The following is a 23,490-nucleotide window of genomic DNA, read 5'->3' as shown; positions in this document are numbered from 1 at the left end:
GGGGCGCTCAGGGCATCGCCAGGATCTGGCGAATCTGCGGCTCGATCCCGGCCGAGAGCAGCGCATAGCCCACCATGGTCAGATGCAGGCTGTCGAAGGCGATGTCGCGCGACAGCCGGCCCTGGCCATCCAGCAGCAGCGGGCCGGGCTCGGTGTAGAAGACATGCTGCTGGTCGGCGCAGCGGGCGATCAGCGCATTCACCTGGGCGATGTTGCGGCGCATCGGCTCGGCCGCAGTGTCGCCGCGCGGCAGCAGGCCGATGATCAGGATGCGGGTCTGCGGCGAGCGGGCGCGGATGAAGCGCACCACCTCGGCGATGCCGAGCGCCACATCGGCCGGCTGGCCGCCATACTGGATGTTGTTGGTGCCGATCAGCAGCACCGCCAGGCGCGGCTTCAGGCTGGCCGGCCAGTGCCCCTGCGCCAGCCGCGCCAGCAGCCCCTGGGTGAAGTCGCCGCCGACGCCGAGATTGGCGGCGGCGCGATGCGCGTAGAATTGCTGGTAGATCGAGGGGAACCAGCCCTGCACCAGCGAATCGCCCAGGAACACCATCTGCGCCCGGGACATGTCGTTGGCGGCGATCTGCCGGTCCAGCTCGGCCACCCGGCTGCGCCATGTGGGTTCGGCCAGGTAGTCGGGCGTGGCGTCGCGCGGCATCGGGCTGCGCGGCGGCAGGCTGGGGCAGGCGGACAGCGCGGCCTGTCCCGGCGCCTGGGCCCGGGCCGGGGCCACGCCGCCCCCCAGCGCCAGGCCGAGCCCGAGGCCGAGCGCGGCCAGCAGGGCGCGGCCGGCGCGGCGCCGTCTCATCGGGCGGCGATCCGGTCGCGCACCAGGAAGCTGGTCAGCTCGCCCGCCGGCGCCACCAGCCAGACGCTGTACTGCCCGCCCGCCTCCAGCCGGCCGAGCTCAAGCGCGGCCGCCTGCCGCCCGCCGCAGCCGGCGGTGACCGTTGCGCTCACCGGGTTGATGCTGCGCGCCGTCATGCTGGAGGGCTCGACCTTGGAGAAGACCGACTGGCCGGAGGGCGCCAGCGCCAGGCTGCCCTCGGCGCAGCCCGGCACGGCGTTGTAGAAGGAGAGCCGGGCGCGCACCTGGTTGTAGTCGGTCTGGTCCTTGACCACGACCGCCTGCACCGCATCGCCCTGGCGCTGCAGCAGGATGGTGTTGTAGCCGCCGCCCTCGATGGTGACGCGCAGCTCGGTGCTGCGGCCGCCCTCGGTCACGGTCAGCCGCACCGGGCGGTTCGCCACATCCTCGGCCACGCGGTAATCGGTGACGCGGGCGGCGCCCTCGTCGCGCAGGTTCAGCGCGTCGTCGAAATCCGGCTTCACCGAGACCGGGCCGGCCAGGGTGTTGGCGAAGCGGACGAAGGCGAAGCCGTCCGGCAGGCGCTGCTCATACAGCATGGGCTGCGCCGTCGCGGCGCCGGGCTGGAAGCAGGCGAGGGCGCCCGCCATGCAGAGACCCAGCCAGGAAGTCGAAGCTCGCATCATCACCGTCCCGGATTGGCGCCTGCCTCAGGGCAGGGCGCTGGTCTGCAGCTGGGCCATGCGCAGGCGCCGCGCCATGATCAGCGCCCGCTCGGCCCGCTGGCTGTCATTCTGGCCGCGCGCCAGGCGCGCCTCCATCATGTAGAGCTGCACATTCCCGCCAGTGGCGCGCTGCGCCGCCAGCACCAGCTGGTCGGCGCGGCGCCATTGCCGCAGCGCCATGGCGGCCTCGCCCGCGGTCATCATCGCCTCCACGCTGTCGGGGCGGCTCTGCAGCACCGCCTCGGCGATGCGCTGCGCCTCCTCAGGCCGGCTGGCCTGCAGGTTCAGCCGCGCCAGCGACAGCAGCAGCGACGGGTTGCCCGGATCGGCCTGCAGCGCCGGGCCCAGCAGGGCGGAGGCGGCGGCGATATTGCCATCGGCGCTGTATTCATCCGCGGCGCTGACGATCAGCCCGGTGCGCATGCCCTGCAGCTGCTCGGCCTGGGCCTGGGTCAGCGGCGCGCTGTCGAGGGCGGCCAGCAGCGCCGCCGCCTCCTCGCGCAGCTTGGCCTCCATCAGCGCGCCGGCGATCTGCAGCCGGGCATCGACATCGACGCTCGGCACATTGGTCGCCAGGCGCAGCGCGGTGCGGGCCTGGGCCGGCATGCGGGCGCGGCCGAAGGCGCGGATGACGGCGGCGCCGGTCTGCCCCGACGGGTCGCGCCGCGCCGCCATGGCCAGCAGCGCCTGCGTCGCGGCGGGGCGGGTCGCGGCATTGGCCAGCTGCACCTCCCAGCGCGAGGCCTCGGCGCGCAGCTCGGCGCCCGCCAGCAGACGGCGCATCTCGGCGGTGCGGGCATTGGCGGGGATGCGGGAGAGGCGGTCGACCACGTCGCGGTCGCGCTCCTCCGAGGCGGCCAGCAGGGCGGCGGCGTAGAGCGCCTCCGGCCTGCTCTGCGCGGCCAGGTTGCGCTCGGCCTCGTCGGCCTCGGCCAGGCGGCCCATGCGGCGCAGCAGCCGCACCATGTCATGCGCCACCCAGGCATTGCCGGGATCGACGGTCAGGCCCTGGCGCAGCATGGCCAGGGCGCGTTCCGAATCGGCCTCGCGCGATGCCGCGTCGCGCAGCCCGGCGGCGCGGCCGGCGGCGAAGCCGGGCGGCGGCACGAAGCCGGAGGCGCGCGCCATGGCATCCGCCTCGTCCCAGCGGCCCTGGCGGTCGAGGGTGGTGTAGAGCCCGGCCTGCGCCTCGCGCGAGCCGGGGCGGCGGCGCAGCGCGTCGCGGAAGCCGGCCTCGGCCACGGCCAGCTCGCCGCGCTGCAGCGCCACCTGGGCCAGGATGGTGGCCGCCTCCGCCTGCTCAGTGGCCGAGCCGCGGCCCATGGCGCGCTGCGCCTGCCGCTCGGCCTCGGCCAGGGCGCCGCGCTGCAGCGCCTGGCGGGCCAGGTTGGCCGGGGTGCGGGGCGGCGGCGGCGGGGTGGGCGGCCGGCCATCGGGGCCGAGGCCGAGCGCCCGCTGGAACTCCGCTTGGCGCTCCGGCGCCAGCGCCATGGCGCGCTCATACAAGGCGCGCCAATCGGCCTCCCGGTTCTGGCGGCGGCGCAGGATGGCCAGGCCCATCAGCGAATCGACATCGTCCGGATTGGCCTGCAGCGCGGTGTTGAAGCCGGTCTCGGCATCGTTCAGCCGCTGCTGGGTCAGCGCGTCGAAGGCACCCTGGCGCGTCTCGTAATTCGGATCCTGGCCGAAGGTGCGGATCTCCTGGTAGCGCGCCTCGATCTCGGGATCGGCCGGGTTCTCGGCGCGATAGGTCTCGAAGGCCGCCTGCGCCTCGCCGCCCGGCCCCATCCAGAGCAGCGCCTGCCGCCAGGCGGCCCGGGCGGCGCTGGCCGTCTCCGGCTGGCGCGCCATCTCGCGCAGCGTGTCGATGCCCTGGAAGCGCGTCGTCTCGCGGAAGGTCAGCATCTGGGCCAGGGCCAGCTTCATCCGCGCATTGTCCGGCTGGCGCTGCAGCGCCGCCTCCAGCCCGCGCCGCGCCTCGCGGAAATCATCGGCCGAAAGCCCGGCCTGGGTCAGGTAGTATTCGACGGCGAAGGCATCCGGCACCTCGCTGCCGCCGAAGGCGGCGCGGTAGCGCAGCAGCGCCTCCCGCCCGCGGCCGGATTGCGAGAGCTGGCGCGCCTCGGCCAGCCCCTGCTGGTCCACCGCCGTGGCGCGCAGCGCGCTCTGCGCCCGGGCCAGATCCTGGCTTTGCGGCGCGATGGCGGCGAGGCGGTTCAGATAGGATTGCGCCTGGTCGGCCTCGCCGGCGGCGGCGGCCACCTGGGCCGCCATGGACAGGGCGCGCGGGTCGTTCGGGCGGATGCGCAGCAGGCGCTCCAGCGATTGCAGCGCCGCGTCGGGGCGGTTCTGCGCCTGCCAGTAGCTGGCCTGGTCGAGCAGCAGGGTCACCGCATTGTCGGTGCTCGCGGCGCCGCCCGCCGGCGCGCCATTGGCCGGGGCGGCGTTGCCCTGGGATGGCTGCGCCGGCTGGGGGGCGGCCTGGGGCATGGTCTGGGGCACGGCCTGGGGCGCAGGCTGCGCCGCCACCGGCCAGGCGAGCATCAGGCAGAGGCCGGCGCCGAGGGCAGGCAGGGCAGGGCGGACGGGCGCCCCTGTCGTGATACGATGCCGCACTTGCCTCTCCACAGCGCACCTCCGCCATGAAAAACCGGAGGTTAAGCGGAACCTGCCACACCCATTGCGGGCAGCCAACCAGTTTTGCCGCGTCTTTTTCAAGACGATGCCCGAATTCTGGACATCGCCGCGCCGCATCAGCCGGGGCCGGCCGGCAGGCGCCCCAGCGTCAGGGCCGGGGCGGGGCTCGGCGCCGCGGCGCTGCCGGCGGGCTCGGGCTGGGCCGCCGGCGCCGCCGGCCGGTGCGGGCTCGCCTGGGCGGCACCGACATGCAGCTCCGCCACCACCGGCAGGTGGTCGGAGGCGGCGGCGCCGGCGCGATCCACCCAGCTCCGCCCCAGCAGCTGGGCCGGGCGGCAGAACACCTCGTCCAGCCGCAGCAGCGGCAGCCGGGCGGGGAAGGTGCGGTGCCGGGTGCGCGCCGGCAGCAGCGGCGCCAGCGCCCGCCAGACCGGGCCACCCCAGCTCCAATCGTTGAAATCTCCCATCACCACCACCGGCCCCGGCATGCTGCGCACCAGCGCGGCCAGGCGCTGCGCCTGCCGCCCGCGCTCGCGCCAGCGCAGGCCGAGATGCGCGGCCACGACGCCGAGCGTGGCGCCGCCCGGCATCTGCAGCCGGGCGGCGATGGCCTGGCGCGGCTCGCGCCCCTCGACCGAGAGGTCATGCGTGCCGGCCTCGATCAGCGGCCAGCGGCTGAGCAGCATATGGCCATAGGCGCCGGCCTCGCCCTGCAGGGTCTCGGCCGCCACGGCGTGGCCGCCGAACTGCTCGCGCAGCGTGTCGAAGGAGCAGGCGCCGCGGCCGCAGGGGCGGGAATCGATCTCCTGCACCGCCAGCAGATCGGGGCGGTGCCGGCGGATCAGCCCCAGCACCCGGCCGAAATCATAGCGGCCATCGCCGCCGATCCCGGCATGGATGTTCCAAGTCATCGCCCGCAGGATCACGCGGCGGCCTCCGGCTGGGCCTGGCGGCGGCGGAACCAGGCGACCAGGCTCTGCAGCCCCCAGGACAGCCCGCCCCAGGCCAGCAGCATGACCACGAAGCCCAGGATGTCGGTGGCCGAGGGGTCGGTCATGATGCGCAGCAGCCGGTCGCCCAGCGCCGTCATCAGCACCAGCCCCGGCGCCAGCCCCAAAGCCGTGCCCACCATGTAGTCGAGCAGCGGGATGCGGATGGCCCCCGCCACCAGATTGACCAGGGTGAAGGGCGCGACCGGCATCAGCCGCACCATGGTGACCGCCATGATGCCGTTGCGCGAGATGGCCCGGCTGATGCGGTTGATGCGCGGCCCCACCAGCTTGCGCAGCATGCCGGTGCCGACCTTGCGGCCGACCAGATAGGTCAGGAAGGCGCTGACCATGGCGCCGACCGCGGCATAAAGCAGCCCGGGCCAGAGGCCGAAGGCGGCGGCCGTCGCGATGATCAGGACGTTCACCGGGAAGGCGATCAGCCCCAGCACCATGAACAGGGTCAGCGCCAGCACCGGCCCCCAGGCGCCATTGGCGTTCTGCATGGAGGCGCTGAAGGTCTCCGGGTTCAGCAGATTGGACAGCGGCGTGTAGTGCCAGGCCAGGCCCAGCAGCGCGATCGGCGCTGCCACCAGCAGGATGCGCAGCCAGAGCGGCATGCCATGCGGCGTGCCATCCTCGGCGGTGAAATCGGCCAGCAGGATGGCGGAGCCCAGGGCACGGGCCGGGTCCGCCACCGCCTCGATCGGCGGCAGCGCCTCGCCCTCCTCCAGCCTGCCATCCTGGATCGGCAGCAGCTGGTGGCTGCCGCCGCGCAGCGCGTCCAGCGCGGCGAAGAGCGACCCGCCGCGCCGCACCTCCTCCACGCGCTGCGGCGTGGCGCCCAGATGCTCGGCCAGCAGGCGGTTCTGCACGGCGCGGATGGCGGTGCGGGTGGCGGCGTCGCGCGCCTCCACCACCAGATCGCATTCGCTGTCCGTGCCCATGGAGCGGTTGCACAGATTGGCCGAGCCGACCCGCAGCAGCCGGTCATCCACGATCATCAGCTTGGCATGCACCATGACATCGGCCTGGTGGCCACGGCCCTTGCCCGATTGCGGGTAGAGCAGCCGCACCCGCTCCTCCAGCCCGGCCTCGCGCAGCACCTCCATGAAGCGGATGCGCCCCGCCAGCATGGTGCGGTGCTCCAGCCAGGTGTGGTGGGTGCGGGGGCCGAGGATCACCACCTCCAGCCCCGGCTTCTCCCGCAGCCGCTCGGCCAGGCGCTGGGCCAGGCCGAGATGGGTGAGGAACTGGTTCTCGATATAGAGGCTGCGCTCGGCGCTGCCGATCATGTCCTCGAACAGCCGCTCGACCTCGCGGATCTCGGGCTGGCCCTCGAAACTGCCCTCGGTGCGGGCGATGCCGATCTCGACCTGCTGGAAATCGGGGGTGACATGGCGGGGCCAGAGATCCGGCGCGTTCTCCGGACGCGGCCCGAGCGGCGGCAGATCCTCGCAGGCGGCGCGCGCCCAGCGGCCGCGGAAGATCTCGCCCAGGGAAGCCGCGGCCTCGCCATCCACCATCATCTGGATGTCATGGAAGGGCGGGTAGCCCTCGTCGCGCGGGTCGACGCGATGCGGGTTGTCCGGCTTGTGCTCCGGCGTGTCCCAGCGGCGGATGGTCAGGTCCAGCCCGCCGGAGAAGCCCAGCGCGTCATCCACCACGGCGATCTTCTGGTGGTGCGAGGCGCCGAAGGCCACATCGTCATCCAGGCACAGCTCGATCTGCTGCGGCGTGTTCCATTGCAGGCGCAGGGCCGGCAGCAGCTCCCGCTCCATGGCGTAGAGCATGGAGTAGTCCCACAGCAGCAGCTTGATCTTCAGCTGCGGCCGGCGCTCCACCAGCGCGGCCAGGAAGGGGCCGAGCGTGGCGGGCAGCCCGTCGCGCGGCTCGCCCTCGGGGCCCACCAGCGGCGTGCGGCTGTCGATGTCCCAGCCGGCGATCAGGATGGTCTCCCGCGCCCGCTTCATCGCCTCGCGCAGGGCGCCATAGTAGTTGGCGGCGTCCACCAGCACGGCGGCGCGGCGGGCCTGGGCCAGGCGCCAGACATTGCGTCCGGGCTGCAGCACGGGCGCCGCCCCGCCCGCCGGGGTCTCCGGGTCGGGGTGCGGCGTCGGCGGCCGAGGGGCATCCTGTCCGGCGGGAAGGGCCGTGGGGGTGTCGACGGTCTGGGGCATCACCCTGCTGCAACGCGGCAGGGCGGGGTTGGTGTCAGCCCTGGCGGGGCAGGCTCACGGGAAAATTGTCCAGCAGCCGCACATCGCCCAGCCGGGCCGCCACCACCAGCCGGGCCTCGCCCTGGCCACCCTCCGGCCAGGGCCGCAGGCTGTGCGGCTCGACCAGCGCCAGATAATCCGGCGCGAAGCCGCCCCGGCGGAGTTCCTCCCCCGCCGCGGCCAGCGCCGGGGCAGGGGCCGCGCCGGTGGCCAGGGCCCCGGCCAGCCGCCCGAGCACCGCCGGCAGCAGGGCGGCCGCGGCGCGCTCCGCTGTGCTCAGCCGCTGGTTGCGGGAGGACATGGCCAGCCCGTCGGCGTCGCGCACCGTGGGCAGGCCGATGATCTCCACCGGCAGGTGCAGATCGGCCACCGTCCGGCGGATCACCTGCAGCTGCTGCCAGTCCTTCTCGCCGAACACCGCGACATCGGCGCGGCACATCAGGAACAGCTTGGTGCAGACGGTCGCCACGCCGCGGAAATGGCCGGGGCGGGCGGCGCCCTCCCAGCCCTCGGCGGGGCCCGAGGGCTCGATGCGGGTGGCCTCGCCTTGCGGGTAGAGCACCGGCGGCGTCGGCAGGAAGGCCAGGTCGCAGCCGGCGCGGCGCAGCTTCTCGAGGTCGCCCGCCTCGTCGCGCGGATAGCGGTCGAGATCCTCGGCAGGGCCGAATTGCAGCGGGTTGACGAAGATCGAGACGGTGACCCGGTCGGCGTGCCGCCGCGCCTCGGCCACCAGCGCCAGATGCCCGTCATGCAGCGCGCCCATGGTGGGGACCAGCGCGATGCGCTGGCCATCCCGGCGCCAGTCGCCGACCGCCCCGCTCAGCCCGGCCAGGTCCCGCTCGATCCGCATGCGCCGCTCTCCCTCGCTGTCGCAGCCCCCTCCTGCCGCCTGGCCGGCGCCGGCGCAAGCCGGGGGAGGCGGCGGGCGCGGCATCATGGCTTGACGGGGCGCGCCCCGCGCGGGATCACGCGGCTGCCAGGCCCGAAAGGTGTTTTCGATGCAGCGTGTCTTCTCCGGGATCCAGCCCTCCGGCATTCCGACCCTCGGCAACTACCTGGGCGCCATCCGCAACTGGGTGCCCATGATGGCCGATCATGAGTGCATCTATTGCGTGGTCGACCAGCACGCCATCACGGTCTGGCAGGACCCGAAGGAGCTGGCGCGCCAGACGCGGGAAATGGCGGCCGCCCTGATCGCCTGCGGGGTGACGCCGGACAAGTGCACGCTGTTCGTGCAGAGCCATGTCCCCGCCCATACCCGCCTGGCCTGGATCTTCAACTGCGTGGCGCGCATCGGCTGGCTGAACCGGATGACCCAGTTCAAGGACAAGGCCGGCAAGGACCGCGAGAATGCGGGGGCCGGGCTCTATGTCTATCCGAACCTGATGGCGGCCGACATCCATGCCTACCACGCGACGCGCGTGCCGGTGGGCGAGGACCAGAAGCAGCATCTGGAGCTGGCCAACGACATCGCCCAGAAGTTCAACCATGATTACGGCGTGGATTTCTTCCCCAATATCGAGCCGATGATCCAGGGCGTCGCCGCCCGGGTGATGTCGCTGCGTGACGGCACGAAGAAGATGAGCAAGTCGGACCCCTCCGACCAGTCGCGCATCAACCTGACCGATGACGCGGATGCCATCGCGCTGAAGATCCGCCGCGCCAAGACCGACCCCGAGCCGCTGCCGGGCGAGGCGGCGGGGCTGGAAGGCCGGCCGGAGGCGCGCAACCTGGTGGGCATCCTGGCCGCCATCACCGGCGTGACGCCGGCCGAGGTGCTGCGCCAGCACGAGGGCCAGGGCTTCGGCAGCTTCAAGACCGTGCTGACCGATGCGCTGGTGGCGCATCTGGGCCCGATCCAGGCCGAGATGCAGCGCCTGCTGGACGATCCGGCGGCGGTGGATGCCGAGCTGCGCAAGGGCTCCGACAAGGCCTCGGCCATCGCCGAGCCGATCGTCAACCGGGCGGAGGAGCTGGTGGGCTTCCTGCCCCGCCGCTGAGGCTTCCCCGGGCAGGGGGAGGGGCAGGCGGAAGGGCAGGGACCGGCCGCGGAAGCGGTTTGTTCATCTTCCGGCGGGCATAGTGCGGACGGGGCCGGTCAGGCCGGCCCCGCCCCCGGAAGGGCCGGGCAGCGTCCAGGATGGCGCCGAGAGCCAGCTGAACACCTGCCACCGAGGACCTGCCCCCGATGTCGATCTTTGTGCCCCCGCCCGCGGAAGAGCGGCGCCGGATGGAGGCGCTGCTCGCCCTCAACCTGATCGACACCCCGCCCAGCGAAAGCTATGACCGCATCACCCGCCTGGCCGGGCGGCTGCTGGATGCGCCGGTCGCCGCCGTCTCGCTGACGGATGCCAGCCGGCAATGGTTCAAATCGGCCTTCGGCGTCGACCACCGGGAGATCCCGCGCCACCAGGCGCCCTGCGCCGTGGTCAGCGCCACGCGGCAGATGCTGGTGGTGCCCGACCTCGCCGCCGACCCCCGCTTCATCGGCAGCCCGCTGGCCCTGGCCGGGGTGCGCTTCTATGCCGGCGCGCCGCTGGTGACGCGGGACGGCCATGGCCTGGGCGCCATGTGCGTGCTGGGCCTGGAGCCGCGCCAGGTCAGCGAGGCCGAGGTGCAGCCGCTGCGCGACCTGGCCGCCATGGTGATGTCGCAGATCGAGCTGGAGCACGCCTTCGGCCGCATCGATCCGGTCAGCGGCCTGCCCAACCGGCTGCAATTCATCGACGAGTTCACCGCCCGCGCGCCGGCGCGCGGCGGCGCGGCGCTGCTGGTCGACCTGTCGCATTCCAGCCAGCTCGGCCAGGCGGTCTCGACGCTGGGCCCCGCCTATGTGGAGGCGCTGGCGCGGCACGGCGCGGCGCTGCTGCGCGCCGCCCTGCCGGGCCGGGGCGGGCTGTACCAGACCGGCAGCAGCGCCTTCCTGGCCCTGCTGGAGGCGGGCGGCCCCGACTGGCCGGCGGCGCTGGACGCGCTGCAGCGCGCCTTCCAGGCGCCGGTGCCCTTCGGCGAGGTGCCGGTGACCGCCACCCCGGTCTTTGGCATCGCCACCTTCGACGCCGCCGAGCGCGATGCCGAGCGGGTGCTGCGCGCCGCCGCCAGCGCGGCGGAGGAGGCGCGCGGCAGCGGCCAGGGCCATGGCCTGTACAGCGCCGAGAGCGAGGCGCGCAGCCATCGCCGGCTGCGGCTGCTGACCGACATGCTGCCGGCGCTGGAGGCGGAGGACCAGCTCGGCCTGGTGTTCCAGCCGCGCATCGCCATCGCCGATGGGCGCTGCCTGGGGGCCGAGGCGCTGCTGCGCTGGCGCCACCCGGTGCTGCAGGCGGTCTCGCCCGGCGAGTTCATCCCGCTGGTCGAGCAGACGGCGCTGACCCGGCCGGTGACGCGCTGGGTGATCGACCGCGCCGCCGCGCAGCTGGCGGCGCTTCGGCGGGACGGGATCGGGCTGCGCGTCTCGGTCAATGTCTCGGCGCTGAACCTGGCCGAGCCGGATTTCGCCGAGCGCATGGTGGAGAGCCTGTCGCGCCACGGGCTGGCGCCGCAGGCGGTGGAGCTGGAATTCACCGAGAGCGCGCTGCTGCGCAATGGCGAGGCCGCCTTCGCCCAGCTGCGCGCGCTGCGCGAACTCGGCATGGATGTCGCCATCGATGATTTCGGCACCGGCTACAGCAGCCTGTCCTATCTGCAGACGCTGCCGGCCAACATCGTCAAGCTGGACCAGTCCTTCATCCGCCGCCTGGCCACCGAGGCGCGCGACCAGCGCCTGGTCTCGGCGATGATCCAGCTGGCGCACGACCTCGGCCACCGCGTGGTGGCGGAGGGGGTGGAGGACCAGGCGGCGCTGGATTTCCTGGCGGCGCGTGGCTGCGAGGAGGCGCAGGGCTATCTGATCGCCCGGCCGATGCCGGAGGCGGCGCTGCGCGCCTGGCTGGCCGCGCGCGAGGCGGCGCCGGCCAGCGCCGCCTGAGGCGCGCCCAGGCGGCCATTGGCATCGGCCGCCATGCGACCATCCGGCCGGCAGCGCCGGCCGCCACCGGAAAGAAATCAGGCGGGCAGCAGCAGGGTCGCCGCGGCCTGGGCGGCGATGCCCTCGCCCCGGCCGGTGAAGCCGAGCTTCTCGGTCGTCGTCGCCTTCACCGAGACCCTGGCCACCGGAATCTCCATCAGCTCGGCCAGCCTGGCCCGCATGGCATCGGCATGCGGGCCGATCTTCGGCCGCTCGCAGATCAGCGTCACATCGGCATGGGTGATGATGCCGCCGCGCGCCGCGACGCGGCCGGCGGCGTGGCGCAGGAAGCGGGCGCTGTCGGCATCCTTCCACTCGGCCTCGCTGGGCGGGAAATGCCGGCCGATATCGCCCTCGGCCAGCGCGCCATAGATGGCGTCGCACAGCGCGTGCAGCCCGACATCGGCATCCGAATGCCCGTCCAGCCCCAGCGGGTGCGGGATGGTGATGCCGCACAGGATCAGCGGCCGGCCCTCGACCAGGCGGTGCACGTCGAAGCCGGTGCCCATGGCGGGCAGGAAGCGCGGCAGCAGGGCGGCCTCGGCGCGGGCCAGATCCTCGGGATAGGTCACTTTCAGATTGCTCTCCGATCCGGGCAGCAGCGCCACCGGCAGGCCCATCGCCTCCAGCACCGCGGCATCGTCGGTGACCTCTTCGCGCAGGGCGCGGTGCGCGTCCAGCAGCGTGGCGTAGCGGAAGGCCTGCGGCGTCTGCGCCCGGTACAGCCCGGCGCGCGGCACGGTGCGCAGGATGCGCCCGGCCTCGCCGGCCTTCAGCGTGTCGCTGACCGGCTGGGCGGGAATGGCGCCCGGGCTTTCCTCCAGGGCCGCCAGCAGCGCGGCGATGGTGCCGCGTCCGACCAGGGGCCGCGCGCCGTCATGCACCAGCACCAGCTCCGGCGGGTCGGCCGCCAGCGCCTCCAGCCCGGCCCGCACGCTGGCCTGGCGGGTGGCGCCGCCGGTCACCGGCGGCAGGCAGGGCAGGCCGCGCAGCATCTCCGCCACCAGCCCGGCCTCGCCCGCCGGCACCACGGGCAGCAGGGCGTCGACCTGGCCATCGGCCAGCAGGGCATGGGCGGCGTGCAGCAGCACCGGCTGGCCGAGCAGGGAGAGATACTGCTTCGGCCGGTCGGCCCCGAAGCGGGTGCCGCGGCCGGCGGCCAGCAGGAGGGCAATCACGCGCATGGCGCGGAACCTAGGGGCAAACGCCGCCGAGCGGGAGGGCCCGCGCCTTCGCCGGCCGGGGTCAGGCGCGGACTGGGCGCCCCGCCGCCTCGTCCCAGCGCCAGCAGGGGTCCGGCCCGCCGGGGATGGCGACGCCGCCGACGAAGCGCGGCGCCGGGCGCAGCGACAGCGCGTCCCGCGCCCCGCCCAGCACGGCCCGCCCGGCCTCGGTCAGATGGAAGCGCTCCGGCGCCGCGCCATCGCCGGCGATGGCGGGCTCGGCGGCGTGGCGCAGCCGGCGCAGCAGGTCCAGCAGCATCAGGTCGGTCATCCAGGGCAGCGGCTCGCGCTCCCGCATCAGGGCCTGGAACAGCGCGCCGGCGTCGCGCGGCGCCTCCGCCAGCAGCTGCAGCACCAGCCGCTCGGTCAGGCCGAGACCGTCCTGCAGCCAGGGCAGCTCCTGCAGATGGCGGCGCAGCGCCGGGGCCAAAGCGGGCAGGGCGGGAAGCCGCTCCGCCGCCAGGGCGGCAAGGGCGCCCGGCTCCGGGGCGCGCAGCGCCTGCCAGGCGGCGGCGCCCTGAAGCAGCGCGTCCGCCGGCACGGCAAGCCGCTGCTCCCAGAGCAGGCGCAGCGCCTCGGGCGGCAGCTGGCCCAGGCCGATGAAGCGCGCCGCGCCCGGATAGGCGCCGGCCGAGACCAGCTCCAGCCGGGCGGGCGGCGCCGCGGCGAAATGCGCCAGGCAGCGGGCCAGGATCAGCTGGTCGTAGCTGTCATGCTCGAACCACAGCACGATTCGCGCGCCCGGGCCGCGATCGGCCTGCAGCCCCGCCTCCTCCCGCCGCAGCCGCTGCAGCGCGGCCGCCGCGTCGAAGCCCAGCGCCGCGCCATAGGATTCGGCCAGGAAGGCGGCGCGCCGCTCCAGCCAGTCCGGCGTGTCGAGCACCGGGCCCTGGCAGAGCGGGTCGGCATATTCCAGGAAGTCGCCCGTGAAGCCGGCTTCGCGCAGGGCGGGGGCGATGTCCGAGCCGCAGCGCAGATGCCAGGTCGGCATCTCGCCATCCGGCGCCGGGCCGCCCTGGCGGATGCGCGCGGCGCTGCGCTCGCTCTCGGCCACATGCGCGACCAGGCGCGGCCAGCTGGGCAGGCCGAGCTCGCGGGCGATCACCAGCTGCGCCTCGGCCAGCCGGGCCAGGGCGTCGGGCCGCAGGGTCGCGGCGCGCGGATGGTGGCGGCGGAAGCGGGCCAGCGCCTCCGCCTCCCTGGCGCGCAGCGCGCGCAGCAATTCCTTGGCGCGCTTGCGCTGCTGGTCGAGATGGATGCGGAACGGCGAGGCGGCGGGCGCCGGGCGATCGGACATGAGGACCCCTTCCTCCTGCCTGTGTCCGCCGGTCAGGCCGGAAAGGGTGCGAAGGGCAACCGAACCAGGTCTGAGAGGTGCGTGGGCGCAGCCCTTCCCGCGGACAGGGAGGCTCCGACCGAGCCCATGCAGGAGGCTTATCCAGCGCGGCGGGGGGTGGTCAAGCCGCCCGTGGCGCGGCCGGATGCGGCCTGTGCATGGCGGTCTGCCGCAAGCCTGGGCGGTTGCGCATGGACGGATGGCCAGACAGCGACTAGATTGCCCAAATCATGAGCATCGCCCCCACCACCCCCCCGGCCCCCACGGCGGCTGACGTGCCGCGGCTGCGGCCGATCATGGTCGGGCCGATCCGCATCGATGCGCCGGTGATCCTGGCGCCGATGTCCGGCGTCACCGATCTGCCCTTCCGCCGCCTCTGCCGCGAGCTGCAGGCCCCCATGGTGGTCAGCGAGATGATCGCCAGCCAGGCCATGGTGCGGGAGAACCGGCAGACGCTGAAGATGGCCGAGGTGGACGGCTTCGGCGGCCCGACCAGCGTGCAGCTGGCCGGCTGTGACCCGGCGGTGATGGCCGAGGCGGCGAAGCTGGCGGTGGACCATGGCGCCGCCATCGTCGACATCAATTTCGGCTGCCCGGTGAAGAAGGTGGCGCTGGGCCAGCAGGCCGGCAGCGCGCTGATGCGCGACGAGATCGGCGCCGCCCGCATCCTGGAGGCGGTGGTCCGCGCGGTCCCGACCCCGGTGACGCTGAAGATGCGCATGGGCTGGGACCACAACAGCCTGAACGCGCCGCGGCTGGCCAAGATCGCCGAGGAGAGCGGCATCAGGCTGGTGACGGTGCATGGCCGCACCCGGCAGATGTTCTACACCGGCACCGCTGACTGGGCCTTCGTGGCCAAGGTGAAGCAGGCGGTCGGCCTGCCGGTGATTGTCAATGGCGACATCCTGACGCCGCTGCACGCGGCCGAGGCGCTGCGCCAATCCGGCGCCGATGGCGTGATGATCGGCCGCGGCTGCTATGGCCGCCCCTGGCTGCTGGCGCGCATCGCCACCTACCTGACCACCGGCGAGGATTTGCCGGAGCCGGATCTCGCCACGCAATACGACATCCTGCGCCGGCACTACCACGCCATGCTGGAGCATCACGGCCCGCATCCCGGCGTGCGCCTGGCCCGCAAGCACCTCGCCTGGTACTCCAAGGGCCTGCCCGGCTCGGCCGAGTTCCGTGTCGCGGTGAACCGCGCCGAGACGCCGGAGGCGGCGCTGGCCCTGCTGCACGAATTCTACGCCCCGCTGATCGAGCAGGGGGTGGAGGCGGTGCGCGACGTCTATCGTGAAGAGGGGCGCGAGGCGGCCGGGCGCGAGGATGGCCGTGACGCCGAGGCGGATCCGCTCGCCGCATGAACAGCCCCGTCGCCTCGCGCCGGGCTTTGCGCGCCGCCAGCGCCACGGTGCCGGTGCCGGACAGCCTGGCCCTGCTGGCCGCGCTGCCGGTGCCCGTCGTGGTGCTGGACGAGGAGAACCGTTTCCGCTTCGCCAACCCGGCGGCCGAGCAGTTCTTCCAGCTTTCCGCCGGCACCCTGGCGCAGATGGGCCTGGCCGATCTGATCCCGGCCGATACCAGGCTCTTCGCGCTGGTCGCCCAGGTGCGCGGGCTGGACGCCCCGGTCTCCGACCACGACCTGACCCTGGAAAGCCCGCGGCTGCACCGCAGCGGCGTCGCCGCCCATGGCGCGCCGCTGCCGGAGATGCCGGGCGCCGTGGTGCTGTCGCTGCAGGATGGCAGCAAGGCGCAGAAGCTGGACCGGCAGCTGAATTTCCGCGGCGCGGCGCGCGGCGCCTCGGCCATGGCGGCGATGCTGGCGCATGAGGTGAAGAACCCGCTCTCCGGCATCCGCGGCGCGGCGCAGCTGCTGGAGCAATCGGCCAGCGAGGCCGATCGCGAGCTCTGCACCCTGATCCAGGACGAGGCCGACCGCATCCGCAACCTGGTCGAGCGCTTCGAGATGTTCTCCGAGCGCCCGGTGGAGCGCGCCGCGGTCAACATCCATGAGGTGCTGGACCATGTCCGGCGCATCGCCGGGCGCGGCTTCGCCAGCCATCTGCGCATCATCGAGGATTACGACCCCTCGCTGCCGCCGGTCTTCGGCAATCGCGACCTGCTGGTGCAGGTGCTGCTGAACCTGGTGAAGAACGCGGCCGAGGCGGTGGACCCGCTGACCGGGGAGATCCATCTCTCCACCGCCTATCACCACGGGGTGCGCATCGCCATTCCAGGCTCGCAGGAGCGGGTGCACCTGCCGCTGCAGGTCAGCGTGCGCGACAACGGCCCCGGCATCCCGGAGGAGGTGGCCTCCACCATCTGGGAGCCCTTCGTCACCACCAAGCGGGGCGGGCAGGGGCTGGGCCTGGCCCTGGTGGCCAAGCTGGTCGCCGATATGGGCGCGCTGATCGAATGCGACACGCGCCCGGGGCGGACGGTGTTCCGCCTCTCCCTGCCGATGCCGCCCGCCGAGCTTCCCGTCCCGCGCAAGACCCGAGCCGAATGACCGATACCCGCACCATCCTCGTGGCCGATGACGATCGGGCCATCCGCACCGTGCTGTCCCAGGCCCTGGGGCGGGCCGGCTACACGGTGCGCGCCACCTCCTCCGCCGCCACGCTGTGGCGCTGGGTCGAGGAGGGCGCGGGCGATCTGGTGATCACCGATGTGGTGATGCCGGATGAGAACGGGCTGGATTTGGTGCCGCGCATCAAGCGGGTGCGCCCGGAGCTGCGCGTCGTGGTGATGTCGGCGCAATCCACCTTCATGACGGCGGTGAAGGCGGCGCAGCGTGGCGCCTTCGAATACCTGCCCAAGCCCTTCGACCTGAAGGAGCTGCTGGCCGTCGTCGCCCGCGCCCTGACCGCGCCCGCCGCCGCCGCGCCGGAGGAGGACGAGCATGAGGGCGAGCGCCTGCCGCTGGTCGGCCGCAGCGCGGCGATGCAGGAGATCTACCGCACCGTCGCGCGGCTGACGACGACCGACCTCACCGTGATGATCACCGGCGAGAGCGGCACCGGCAAGGGAGCTGGTGGCGCGCGCCCTTCACGATTACGGCCGCCGCCGCACCGGCCCCTTCGTCGCCATCAACATGGCCGCCATCCCGCGCGAGCTGATCGAGAGCGAGCTGTTCGGGCATGAGCGCGGCGCCTTCACGGGCGCGCTGGCGCGCGGCGTCGGCCGCTTCGAGCAGGCCGCCGGTGGCACGCTGTTCCTCGACGAGATCGGCGACATGCCGCCCGAGGCGCAGACCCGCCTGCTGCGCGTGCTGCAGGAGGGCGAGTTCACCACGGTGGGCGGCCGCAACCCGATCAAGGCCAATGTGCGCATCGTCGCGGCCACGCATCGCGACCTGCGCCAGGCGATCCGCGGCGGCATGTTCCGCGAGGATCTGTTCTACCGGCTGAACGTGGTGCCGATCCGCCTGCCGCCGCTGCGCGAGCGGGCCGAGGATATCGCGCTGCTGGCCCGCCACTTCCTCGACCGCGCCAAGGCCGCCGGCCTGCCGGCCAAGCAGCTGGACCAGAGCGCGGTGGAGCGGCTGCGCCAGCACCCCTGGCCGGGCAATGCGCGCGAGCTCGAGAATCTGATGCGGCGCCTGGCCGCCCTCTACCCGCAGGAGGTGATCGGCGGCGACGCGGTGGCCAATGAGCTGGCCGAGGCCGAGCCGCTGGCCGACCCGGAGACCCGCGTCTCCGAGACGCTGGAGCAGGCGGTGGAGCGGCATCTGTCCAGCTTCGTCGCCGCGCAGAAGGACGGGCTGCCGGTGCGCGACCTGTATGAGCGGGTGCTGGCCGAGGTGGAGCGGCCGCTGCTGCGCCTGGCGCTGGCCGCCACCCGTGGCAACCAGATCAAGGCCGCCGCCATGCTCGGGCTGAACCGCAACACGCTGCGCAAGAAGATCCGCGAGCTCGACCTGCCGGTGGTGCGCGGGCTGTCGTGAAGCTCCCGGTGCCCCGATTCGGCGGGTCCGGCGGCGGCGGCGAGGGCCGGCCCTCGCTGGCGCGGCGGCTGCTCGACATGCTGCTCGGCCGCTTCGTCACCCTGGCGCTGGCGGTCGGCGCCCTGCTGATGGGCATCGGCACCTTCACCCTGCTCTCCGGCGGCAGCCCCTTCGGCCCCACCAGGCCGGGGCAGGTGGTGGCCATCGTGCTGGTCAACGCCGCCTTCCTGCTGCTGCTGCTGGTCTCGCTCACGGCGAGGCTGGTGCGCATGTGGGCGGAGCGGCGGCGCGGCTCGGCCGGATCGCGGCTGCATGTGCGGCTGGTGATGCTGTTCAGCGTCGTCGCCGTGGTGCCGGCGCTGCTGGTGGCGGTCTTCGCCGCGGTGTTCTTCAACCTGGGCATCCAGGCCTGGTTCAGCGACCGGGTGCGCGACACGCTGGAGGCCAGCCTCGTCGCCTCCCGCGCCTATCTGGAGGAGCACCGCAACACCATCCGCGCCGATGCGCTGGCCATGGCCGCCGACCTGAACCGCGCCGGCCGGCTGCTGGACGAGAACCAGTACGCCTTCGCCCGCATCCTGGCGACGCACACGGCGCTGCGCGGCCTGACCGAATCCATTGTCTTCGAGCCGGTGCTGAACCGCGTCGTCAGCCATGCCGGGCTGACCACCACCACCGTGCTGGAACCGCTGCCGGCCTGGGCCACCGAGCTCGCCCGCAATGGCGAGGTCGCGGTGCTGCCGGGCGAGAGCGAGGAGGGCCGCGTGCGCGCCCTGGTCGAGCTGGATATCGGCCAGGGGCTGATGCTGCTGATCGGACGGCCGCTCGACCCCGGCGTGCTGGAGCATATGCGGCGCACCGAGCTGTCCTTCCAGCAATATGACCAGCTGGACCGCAACCGCTCCGGCCTGCAGATCACCTTCGCGCTGATCTTCGCCATCGCCGCGCTGCTGGTGCTGATGGCCGCCGTGCTGATCGGCCTGGTCATCGCCAACCAGATCGCGCGGCCCTTGTCGCGGCTGATCGTGGCGGCCGAGCGGGTGCGCAGCGGCGACCTGACCGTGCGCGTCTCCGAGGGCGGGTCGGATGACGAGGTCGGCACGCTCAGCCGCGCCTTCAACCGCATGACCAACCAGCTCGCCGCCCAGCGCAGCGAGCTGATGGAGGCCTATCGCCAGATCGATGAGCGCCGCCGCTTCACCGAGACGGTGCTGTCCGGCGTCTCCGCCGGGGTGCTCGGCCTCGATTCCGAGGGGCGGATCAACCTGCCCAACCGCCGCGCCAGCGAGCTGCTGGGCCTCGACCTCGACGAGGTGCTGGGGCAGCGGCTGGACGAGGTGGCGCCCGAATTCGCGCCGCTGCTGGCCCAGGCGCTGGCCCAGCCGGAGCGCACCCGCACCGGCGAGATCCGCATCGGCCCGGCCAGCGAGCGCCGCACCCTGCTGGCGCAGATCGGCGCCGAGGCGCAGCAGGGCCGCGTCAGCGGCTTCGTCGTCACCTTCGACGACATCACCGAACTGCTCTCGGCCCAGCGCAAGGCGGCCTGGGCCGATGTGGCGCGCCGCATCGCGCATGAGATCAAGAATCCGCTGACGCCGATCCAGCTCTCGGCCGAGCGGCTGAAGCGGCGCTACCTGAAGCAGATCACCAACGACCCCGAGACCTTCGTCGCCTGCACCGACACCATCGTCCGCCAGGTCGGCGATATCGGCCGCATGGTGGACGAGTTCTCGGCCTTCGCCCGCATGCCGCAGCCGGTGATGCGGCCCGAGCCGATCGACCAGGTGGTGCGGGAGGCGCTGGTGCTGCAGCAGAACGCGCACCACGCCATCGCCTTCGAGACCCGCATCCCCGAGGGCCTGCCGCGGCTGCGCTGCGACCGGCGGCTGATCGGCCAGGCGCTGACCAACCTGCTGGCCAATGCCGCCGATGCGGTGGCCATGCGGATCCAGGCGGAGACGGAGCAGGGCATCGAGCCGGAGCAGGGCCGCATCCTGCTCTCGGTCGAGCCGGGCGAGGAGTGGATCACCGTGGCGGTCGAGGACAATGGCATCGGCCTGCCGCAGGGCGAGGAGCGGGAGCGGCTCACAGAACCGTATGTGACGCACAAGCCGAAAGGGACCGGCCTCGGTCTTGCCATCGTGAAGAAGATCATGGAGGACCATGGTGGCAGGCTGCTGCTGACCGAAAGGGAGGCGGCGGAAGGCGGCCCCTTGCCGGGCACGCGCGCGGCACTGATCCTGCCGCGCCGCGGCACGGCGGAGGACGCCGGTCCGGAACTGGCGGCGAAGAATACGGAGATGCAGCAGCATGGCGCATGATATCCTGATCGTCGACGACGAGCCGGACATCCGCGCGCTGATCGAGGGCATCCTCTCGGATGAGGGGTACGACACGCGCGTCGCGCAGAATTCCGACACCGCGCTCGCCGCCTTCCGCGCGCGCCGGCCGAATCTGGTGGTGCTCGACATCTGGCTGCAGAATTCCCGGCTCGACGGGCTCGGCATTCTGGAAGCGATGCAGCGCGACGATCCTTCCGTGCCGGTGGTGATGATCTCCGGCCATGGCACGATCGAGACCGCGGTGCAGGCGATCCAGCAGGGCGCCTATGACTTCATCGAGAAGCCGTTCAAATCCGACCGGCTGCTGCTGATCGTCGAGCGCGCGCTGGAGGCCGCCCGCCTCAAGCGCGAGGTCAGCGAGCTGAAGCTGCGCGCCGGGGCGGAGACCGAGCTGCTCGGCACCTCCTCGCTGGTGGCGCAGCTGCGCGCGGCGATCGAGCGCGTGGCGCCCACCGGCAGCCGCGTGCTGATCTCGGGCCCGGCCGGTGCCGGCAAGGAGGTGGCGGCGCGCATGATCCATGCCCGCTCCCGCCGCGCCGGCGAGCCCTTCGTCGCGCTGAACTGCGCCACGCTGAACCCGGGCCGCTTCGAGGAGGAGCTGTTCGGCGTCGAGGCCGGCACCGACGCACAGGCCGCCCCGCGCCGCGCCGGCGTGCTGGAGCGCGCCCATGGCGGCACGCTGCTGCTGGACGAGGTGGCGGACATGCCGCTGGAGACCCAGGGCAAGATCGTCCGCGCGCTGCAGGAGCAGGGCTTCGAGCGGGTCGGCGGCGCCACCCGCGTCAAGGTCGATGTCCGCGTCATCGCCACCACCAATCGCGACCTGGCCGCCGAGATCGCGGCCGGCCGTTTCCGCGAGGATCTGTTCTACCGGCTGGCCGTCGTGCCGCTGCGGGTCCCCGCGCTGCGCGAGCGCCGCGAGGACGTCCCCGTCCTCGCCCGGCATTTCATGGCGCGCTCGGCCGACACGTCCGGCGTGCCGGCGCGGGAGCTGTCCGAGGATGTGCTGGCCGCCATGCAGGCCTATGACTGGCCGGGCAATGTGCGCCAGCTGCGCAATCTGGTGGACTGGCTGCTGATCATGGCGCCGGGCGGGGCGGGGGAGCCGATCCGCCCCGAGATGCTGCCGCCCGAGGTGGGCTCCGCCGCACCGGCGGCCCTGAAGCTCGACCGTTCCAGCGAGATCATGACGCTGCCGCTGCGCGAGGCGCGCGAGCTGTTCGAGCGGCAGTATCTGGAGGCGCAGCTGCTGCGCTTCGGCGGCAATATCAGCCGCACGGCGAATTTCGTCGGTATGGAGCGCAGCGCGCTGCACCGGAAGCTGAAATTCCTGGGCGTGCAGGCGGAAGACCGGGCAGGTTCGGGATAAGCGTTCTTTTTTGAAAAAAGAACTTTTTTCAGTTTGGCGTCCCGCTTCAGGCCTGAGGCGGGACGCCAACTGACAAAGTCTTTTTGCTTCTTTTTCTTCAGAAAAAGAAGATTAGCTTTGCTTAGCTTGATGCCTTCTCTGCACAAAACGCATCCCGCCCCCCATTGCTGTCCTTCCGCATCGGCGCGAAGCTGCGCGCCCTGATTGGACCAACAGCAAAAGAGACCAGGGCATGTCCCGCATCGCCTATGTGAATGGCCGCTACGTCCCGCAGCGCGAGGCCAGCGTGAATGTCGAGGATCGCGGCTATCAGTTCGGCGATGGCATCTATGAAGTGGTGCATCTCTACAATGGCCGCTTCATCGACGAGGACCGGCATCTGGACCGGCTGGAGCGTTCGCTGCGCGAGATCCGCCTGCCCATGCCGCTGACGCGCCAGGCGCTGTCGCATGTGCTGCAGGAGGTGGCGCGCCGCAACCGGGTGACCGAGGGGCTGCTCTACATGCAGGTGACGCGCGGCGTGGCGCGGCGCGACCATCCGTTCCCGGCCAAGCCCGTGCCGCCGGCGCTGGTCATCACCGTCAAGCGCATCGCGCCCTATCCGGCCAGCATCGACAATTGGGGCGGCACCGCCATCACCCTGCCGGATCTGCGCTGGGCGCGGCGCGACATCAAGAGCGTGAACCTGCTGCCCAATGTCCTGGCCCGCCAGGCGGCGCGCGAGCAGGGCGCGATCGAGGCCATCCTGTTCGAGGAAGCCACCGGCATCGTCACCGAGGGCGCGGCCACCAGCTTCTGGATCGTCGATGAGAAGGGCGCCATCCGCACCCGCGGCCTGTCGCACGCCATCCTGCCCGGCTGCACCCGCGGCGCGCTGATCGCCGAGATGCAGCAGGCCGGGCTGACGCTGGACGAGCGCGAATTCACGCTGGACGAGATGAAGAATGCGCGCGAGGCCTTCATCACCTCGGCGACGTCCTTCGTGAAGCCGATCCTGAAGATCGACGGCCGGGATGTGGGCGACGGCAAGCCCGGCCCGGTGACGCGCCAGCTCTTCGAGCTTTTCGCCCGGCATGTGAAGGGCGCGGTGAAGAACGCGGCATGAGCGGCGCCCCCCTGCCGCCGCCCAGCGCCATCCTGTGGGACTGGGACAACACGCTGGTCGATGCCTGGGCCGGCGTGCAGGCAGGCATGAACGCCGCGCTGCGCGGCTTCGGCCTGCCGGAATGGAGCCTGGAGGAGGTGCGCGCCCGCGCGCGCCTCTCGCTGCGGGAATCCTTCCCCGCGCTGTTCGGCGCGGAGTGGGAGCGGGCGCGCGATCTGTTCTATGCCGAGGTGCGCGCCCGGCATCTGGAGCTGATCACCCCGCTGCCCGGCATCGCGGAGGCGCTGGCGGCGGCGGCGCCCTGGAAGCTGGCCGTTGTCTCCAACAAGCAGGGCCCGATCCTGCGGCGGGAGGCGGAGCATCTGGGCTGGGCGCCGCATTTCGGCGCGCTGGTGGGCGCGGGCGATGCCAGCGCCGACAAGCCGGCGGCGGCGCCGGTGCTGCTGGCGCTGGAACGGCTTGGCGTGGCGCCGGGGGCAGGGGTCTGGTTCGTGGGCGACACCGGCGTCGACATGCAGGCGGCGCGTGCCGCCGGCTGCAGTGCCGTGCTGCTGGGCGATGCGGCGCATGATGGCGGCATCGCCGCGCTCTCGCCCGATGCGGTCTTCGCGGATGGCCATGCGCTGGCCGCGTGCTTGCACGGCCTTGCCAAGACCCCCCTGCCTGCGTGATCTTGCGGGCGAACCGGCGGGCATCCCGCACGCCGGGGCGTAGCCCCGCGTGAGCCGCTGCCGGAAAGGTGCGGCCATCGATAAGGTGGCTCGCCAAAAACAAGAAGGACCGAG

Annotated in this window: 16 protein-coding genes and 1 pseudogene; 9 read left to right on the top strand and 8 right to left on the bottom strand. The window is 72.8% G+C overall.

The window, feature by feature from the left end; all coding sequences use genetic code 11:
- Positions 1-7: 7 nt before the first annotated feature.
- From QE401_RS08620 to panC, 6 genes are all read right to left on the bottom strand, one after another.
- Positions 8-808 (bottom strand): GDSL-type esterase/lipase family protein, encoded by an 801-nt coding sequence (locus QE401_RS08620; protein ID WP_307137812.1) that lies wholly within the window; start codon positions 806-808, stop codon positions 8-10.
- Positions 805-1,491 (bottom strand): ABC transporter permease, encoded by a 687-nt coding sequence (locus QE401_RS08615; protein WP_307137811.1) that lies wholly within the window; start codon positions 1,489-1,491, stop codon positions 805-807. The genes QE401_RS08620 and QE401_RS08615 overlap by 4 nt, the downstream gene beginning before the upstream one ends.
- Positions 1,492-1,518: 27 nt before the next feature.
- Positions 1,519-4,149: a tetratricopeptide repeat protein gene (locus QE401_RS08610; protein ID WP_307137810.1), complete on the bottom strand. Its 2,631-nt coding sequence runs from the start codon at positions 4,147-4,149 to the stop codon at positions 1,519-1,521.
- Positions 4,150-4,286: 137 nt separating this feature from the next.
- Entirely contained in the window at positions 4,287-5,081 is a 795-nt protein-coding gene (locus QE401_RS08605; RefSeq protein WP_307137809.1) for an endonuclease/exonuclease/phosphatase family protein, read from the bottom strand.
- Positions 5,082-5,092: 11 nt separating this feature from the next.
- Positions 5,093-7,231: a VTT domain-containing protein gene (locus QE401_RS08600; RefSeq protein WP_307137808.1), complete on the bottom strand. Its 2,139-nt coding sequence runs from the start codon at positions 7,229-7,231 to the stop codon at positions 5,093-5,095.
- Positions 7,232-7,373: 142 nt separating this feature from the next.
- Positions 7,374-8,228 (bottom strand): pantoate--beta-alanine ligase, encoded by an 855-nt coding sequence (gene panC, locus QE401_RS08595; protein ID WP_307137807.1) that lies wholly within the window; start codon positions 8,226-8,228, stop codon positions 7,374-7,376.
- Between the two features lie 148 nt (positions 8,229-8,376).
- Here panC and trpS point away from each other — a divergent pair, with 148 nt between their 5' ends.
- Both trpS and QE401_RS08585 read left to right on the top strand, forming a co-directional pair.
- Positions 8,377-9,378 carry a tryptophan--tRNA ligase gene (gene trpS, locus QE401_RS08590; protein ID WP_307137806.1) on the top strand — a complete coding sequence of 334 codons (1,002 nt, stop codon included), beginning with the start codon at positions 8,377-8,379 and terminating at the stop codon, positions 9,376-9,378.
- A 230-nt stretch (positions 9,379-9,608) separates the two neighbouring features.
- Positions 9,609-11,345: a putative bifunctional diguanylate cyclase/phosphodiesterase gene (locus QE401_RS08585; RefSeq protein WP_307137805.1), complete on the top strand. Its 1,737-nt coding sequence runs from the start codon at positions 9,609-9,611 to the stop codon at positions 11,343-11,345.
- A gap of 77 nt (positions 11,346-11,422) precedes the next feature.
- Here QE401_RS08585 and QE401_RS08580 read toward each other — a convergent pair whose 3' ends face one another.
- Together QE401_RS08580 and QE401_RS08575 are read right to left on the bottom strand one after the other, a co-directional pair.
- Complete coding sequence (locus QE401_RS08580) at positions 11,423-12,568, bottom strand: bifunctional 2-C-methyl-D-erythritol 4-phosphate cytidylyltransferase/2-C-methyl-D-erythritol 2,4-cyclodiphosphate synthase (protein WP_307137804.1); 1,146 nt, start codon at positions 12,566-12,568, stop codon at positions 11,423-11,425.
- Between the two features lie 61 nt (positions 12,569-12,629).
- Positions 12,630-13,904, bottom strand: coding sequence for a DUF1835 domain-containing protein (locus QE401_RS08575; protein WP_307137803.1), 1,275 nt, complete (start codon positions 13,902-13,904; stop codon positions 12,630-12,632).
- Between the two features lie 269 nt (positions 13,905-14,173).
- Here QE401_RS08575 and dusB point away from each other — a divergent pair, with 269 nt between their 5' ends.
- From dusB to QE401_RS08540, 7 genes and pseudogenes are all read left to right on the top strand, one after another.
- Entirely contained in the window at positions 14,174-15,307 is a 1,134-nt protein-coding gene (dusB, locus tag QE401_RS08570; RefSeq protein ID WP_307137802.1) for a tRNA dihydrouridine synthase DusB, read from the top strand.
- Positions 15,304-16,452, top strand: a complete 1,149-nt coding sequence (locus QE401_RS08565) for a two-component system sensor histidine kinase NtrB (protein WP_307137801.1) — start codon at positions 15,304-15,306, stop codon at positions 16,450-16,452. Before dusB ends, QE401_RS08565 begins: the two co-directional genes overlap by 4 nt.
- Positions 16,449-17,889: pseudogene (gene ntrC, locus QE401_RS08560) on the top strand (nitrogen regulation protein NR(I)). Before QE401_RS08565 ends, ntrC begins: the two are co-directional and overlap by 4 nt.
- A 77-nt stretch (positions 17,890-17,966) precedes the next feature.
- Positions 17,967-20,210 carry a sensor histidine kinase NtrY-like gene (locus QE401_RS08555; RefSeq protein WP_307140205.1) on the top strand — a complete coding sequence of 748 codons (2,244 nt, stop codon included), beginning with the start codon at positions 17,967-17,969 and terminating at the stop codon, positions 20,208-20,210.
- Complete coding sequence (ntrX, locus tag QE401_RS08550) at positions 20,200-21,600, top strand: nitrogen assimilation response regulator NtrX (RefSeq protein WP_307137800.1); 1,401 nt, start codon at positions 20,200-20,202, stop codon at positions 21,598-21,600. Before QE401_RS08555 ends, ntrX begins: the two co-directional genes overlap by 11 nt.
- Before the next feature lie 232 nt (positions 21,601-21,832).
- The gene (locus QE401_RS08545; RefSeq protein ID WP_271135068.1) at positions 21,833-22,705 is read left to right on the top strand and encodes a D-amino-acid transaminase; all 873 of its coding nucleotides are present in this window, start codon (positions 21,833-21,835) and stop codon (positions 22,703-22,705) included.
- Entirely contained in the window at positions 22,702-23,376 is a 675-nt protein-coding gene (locus tag QE401_RS08540) for an HAD family hydrolase (protein ID WP_307137799.1), read from the top strand. The genes QE401_RS08545 and QE401_RS08540 overlap by 4 nt, the downstream gene beginning before the upstream one ends.
- Positions 23,377-23,490 lie beyond the last annotated feature (114 nt).

Source organism: Pseudoroseomonas cervicalis, assembly GCF_030818485.1.
In the GTDB taxonomy this organism is placed as follows: domain Bacteria; phylum Pseudomonadota; class Alphaproteobacteria; order Acetobacterales; family Acetobacteraceae; genus Pseudoroseomonas; species Pseudoroseomonas cervicalis_A.
This window is presented reverse-complemented; position numbering and strand designations above follow the sequence as displayed.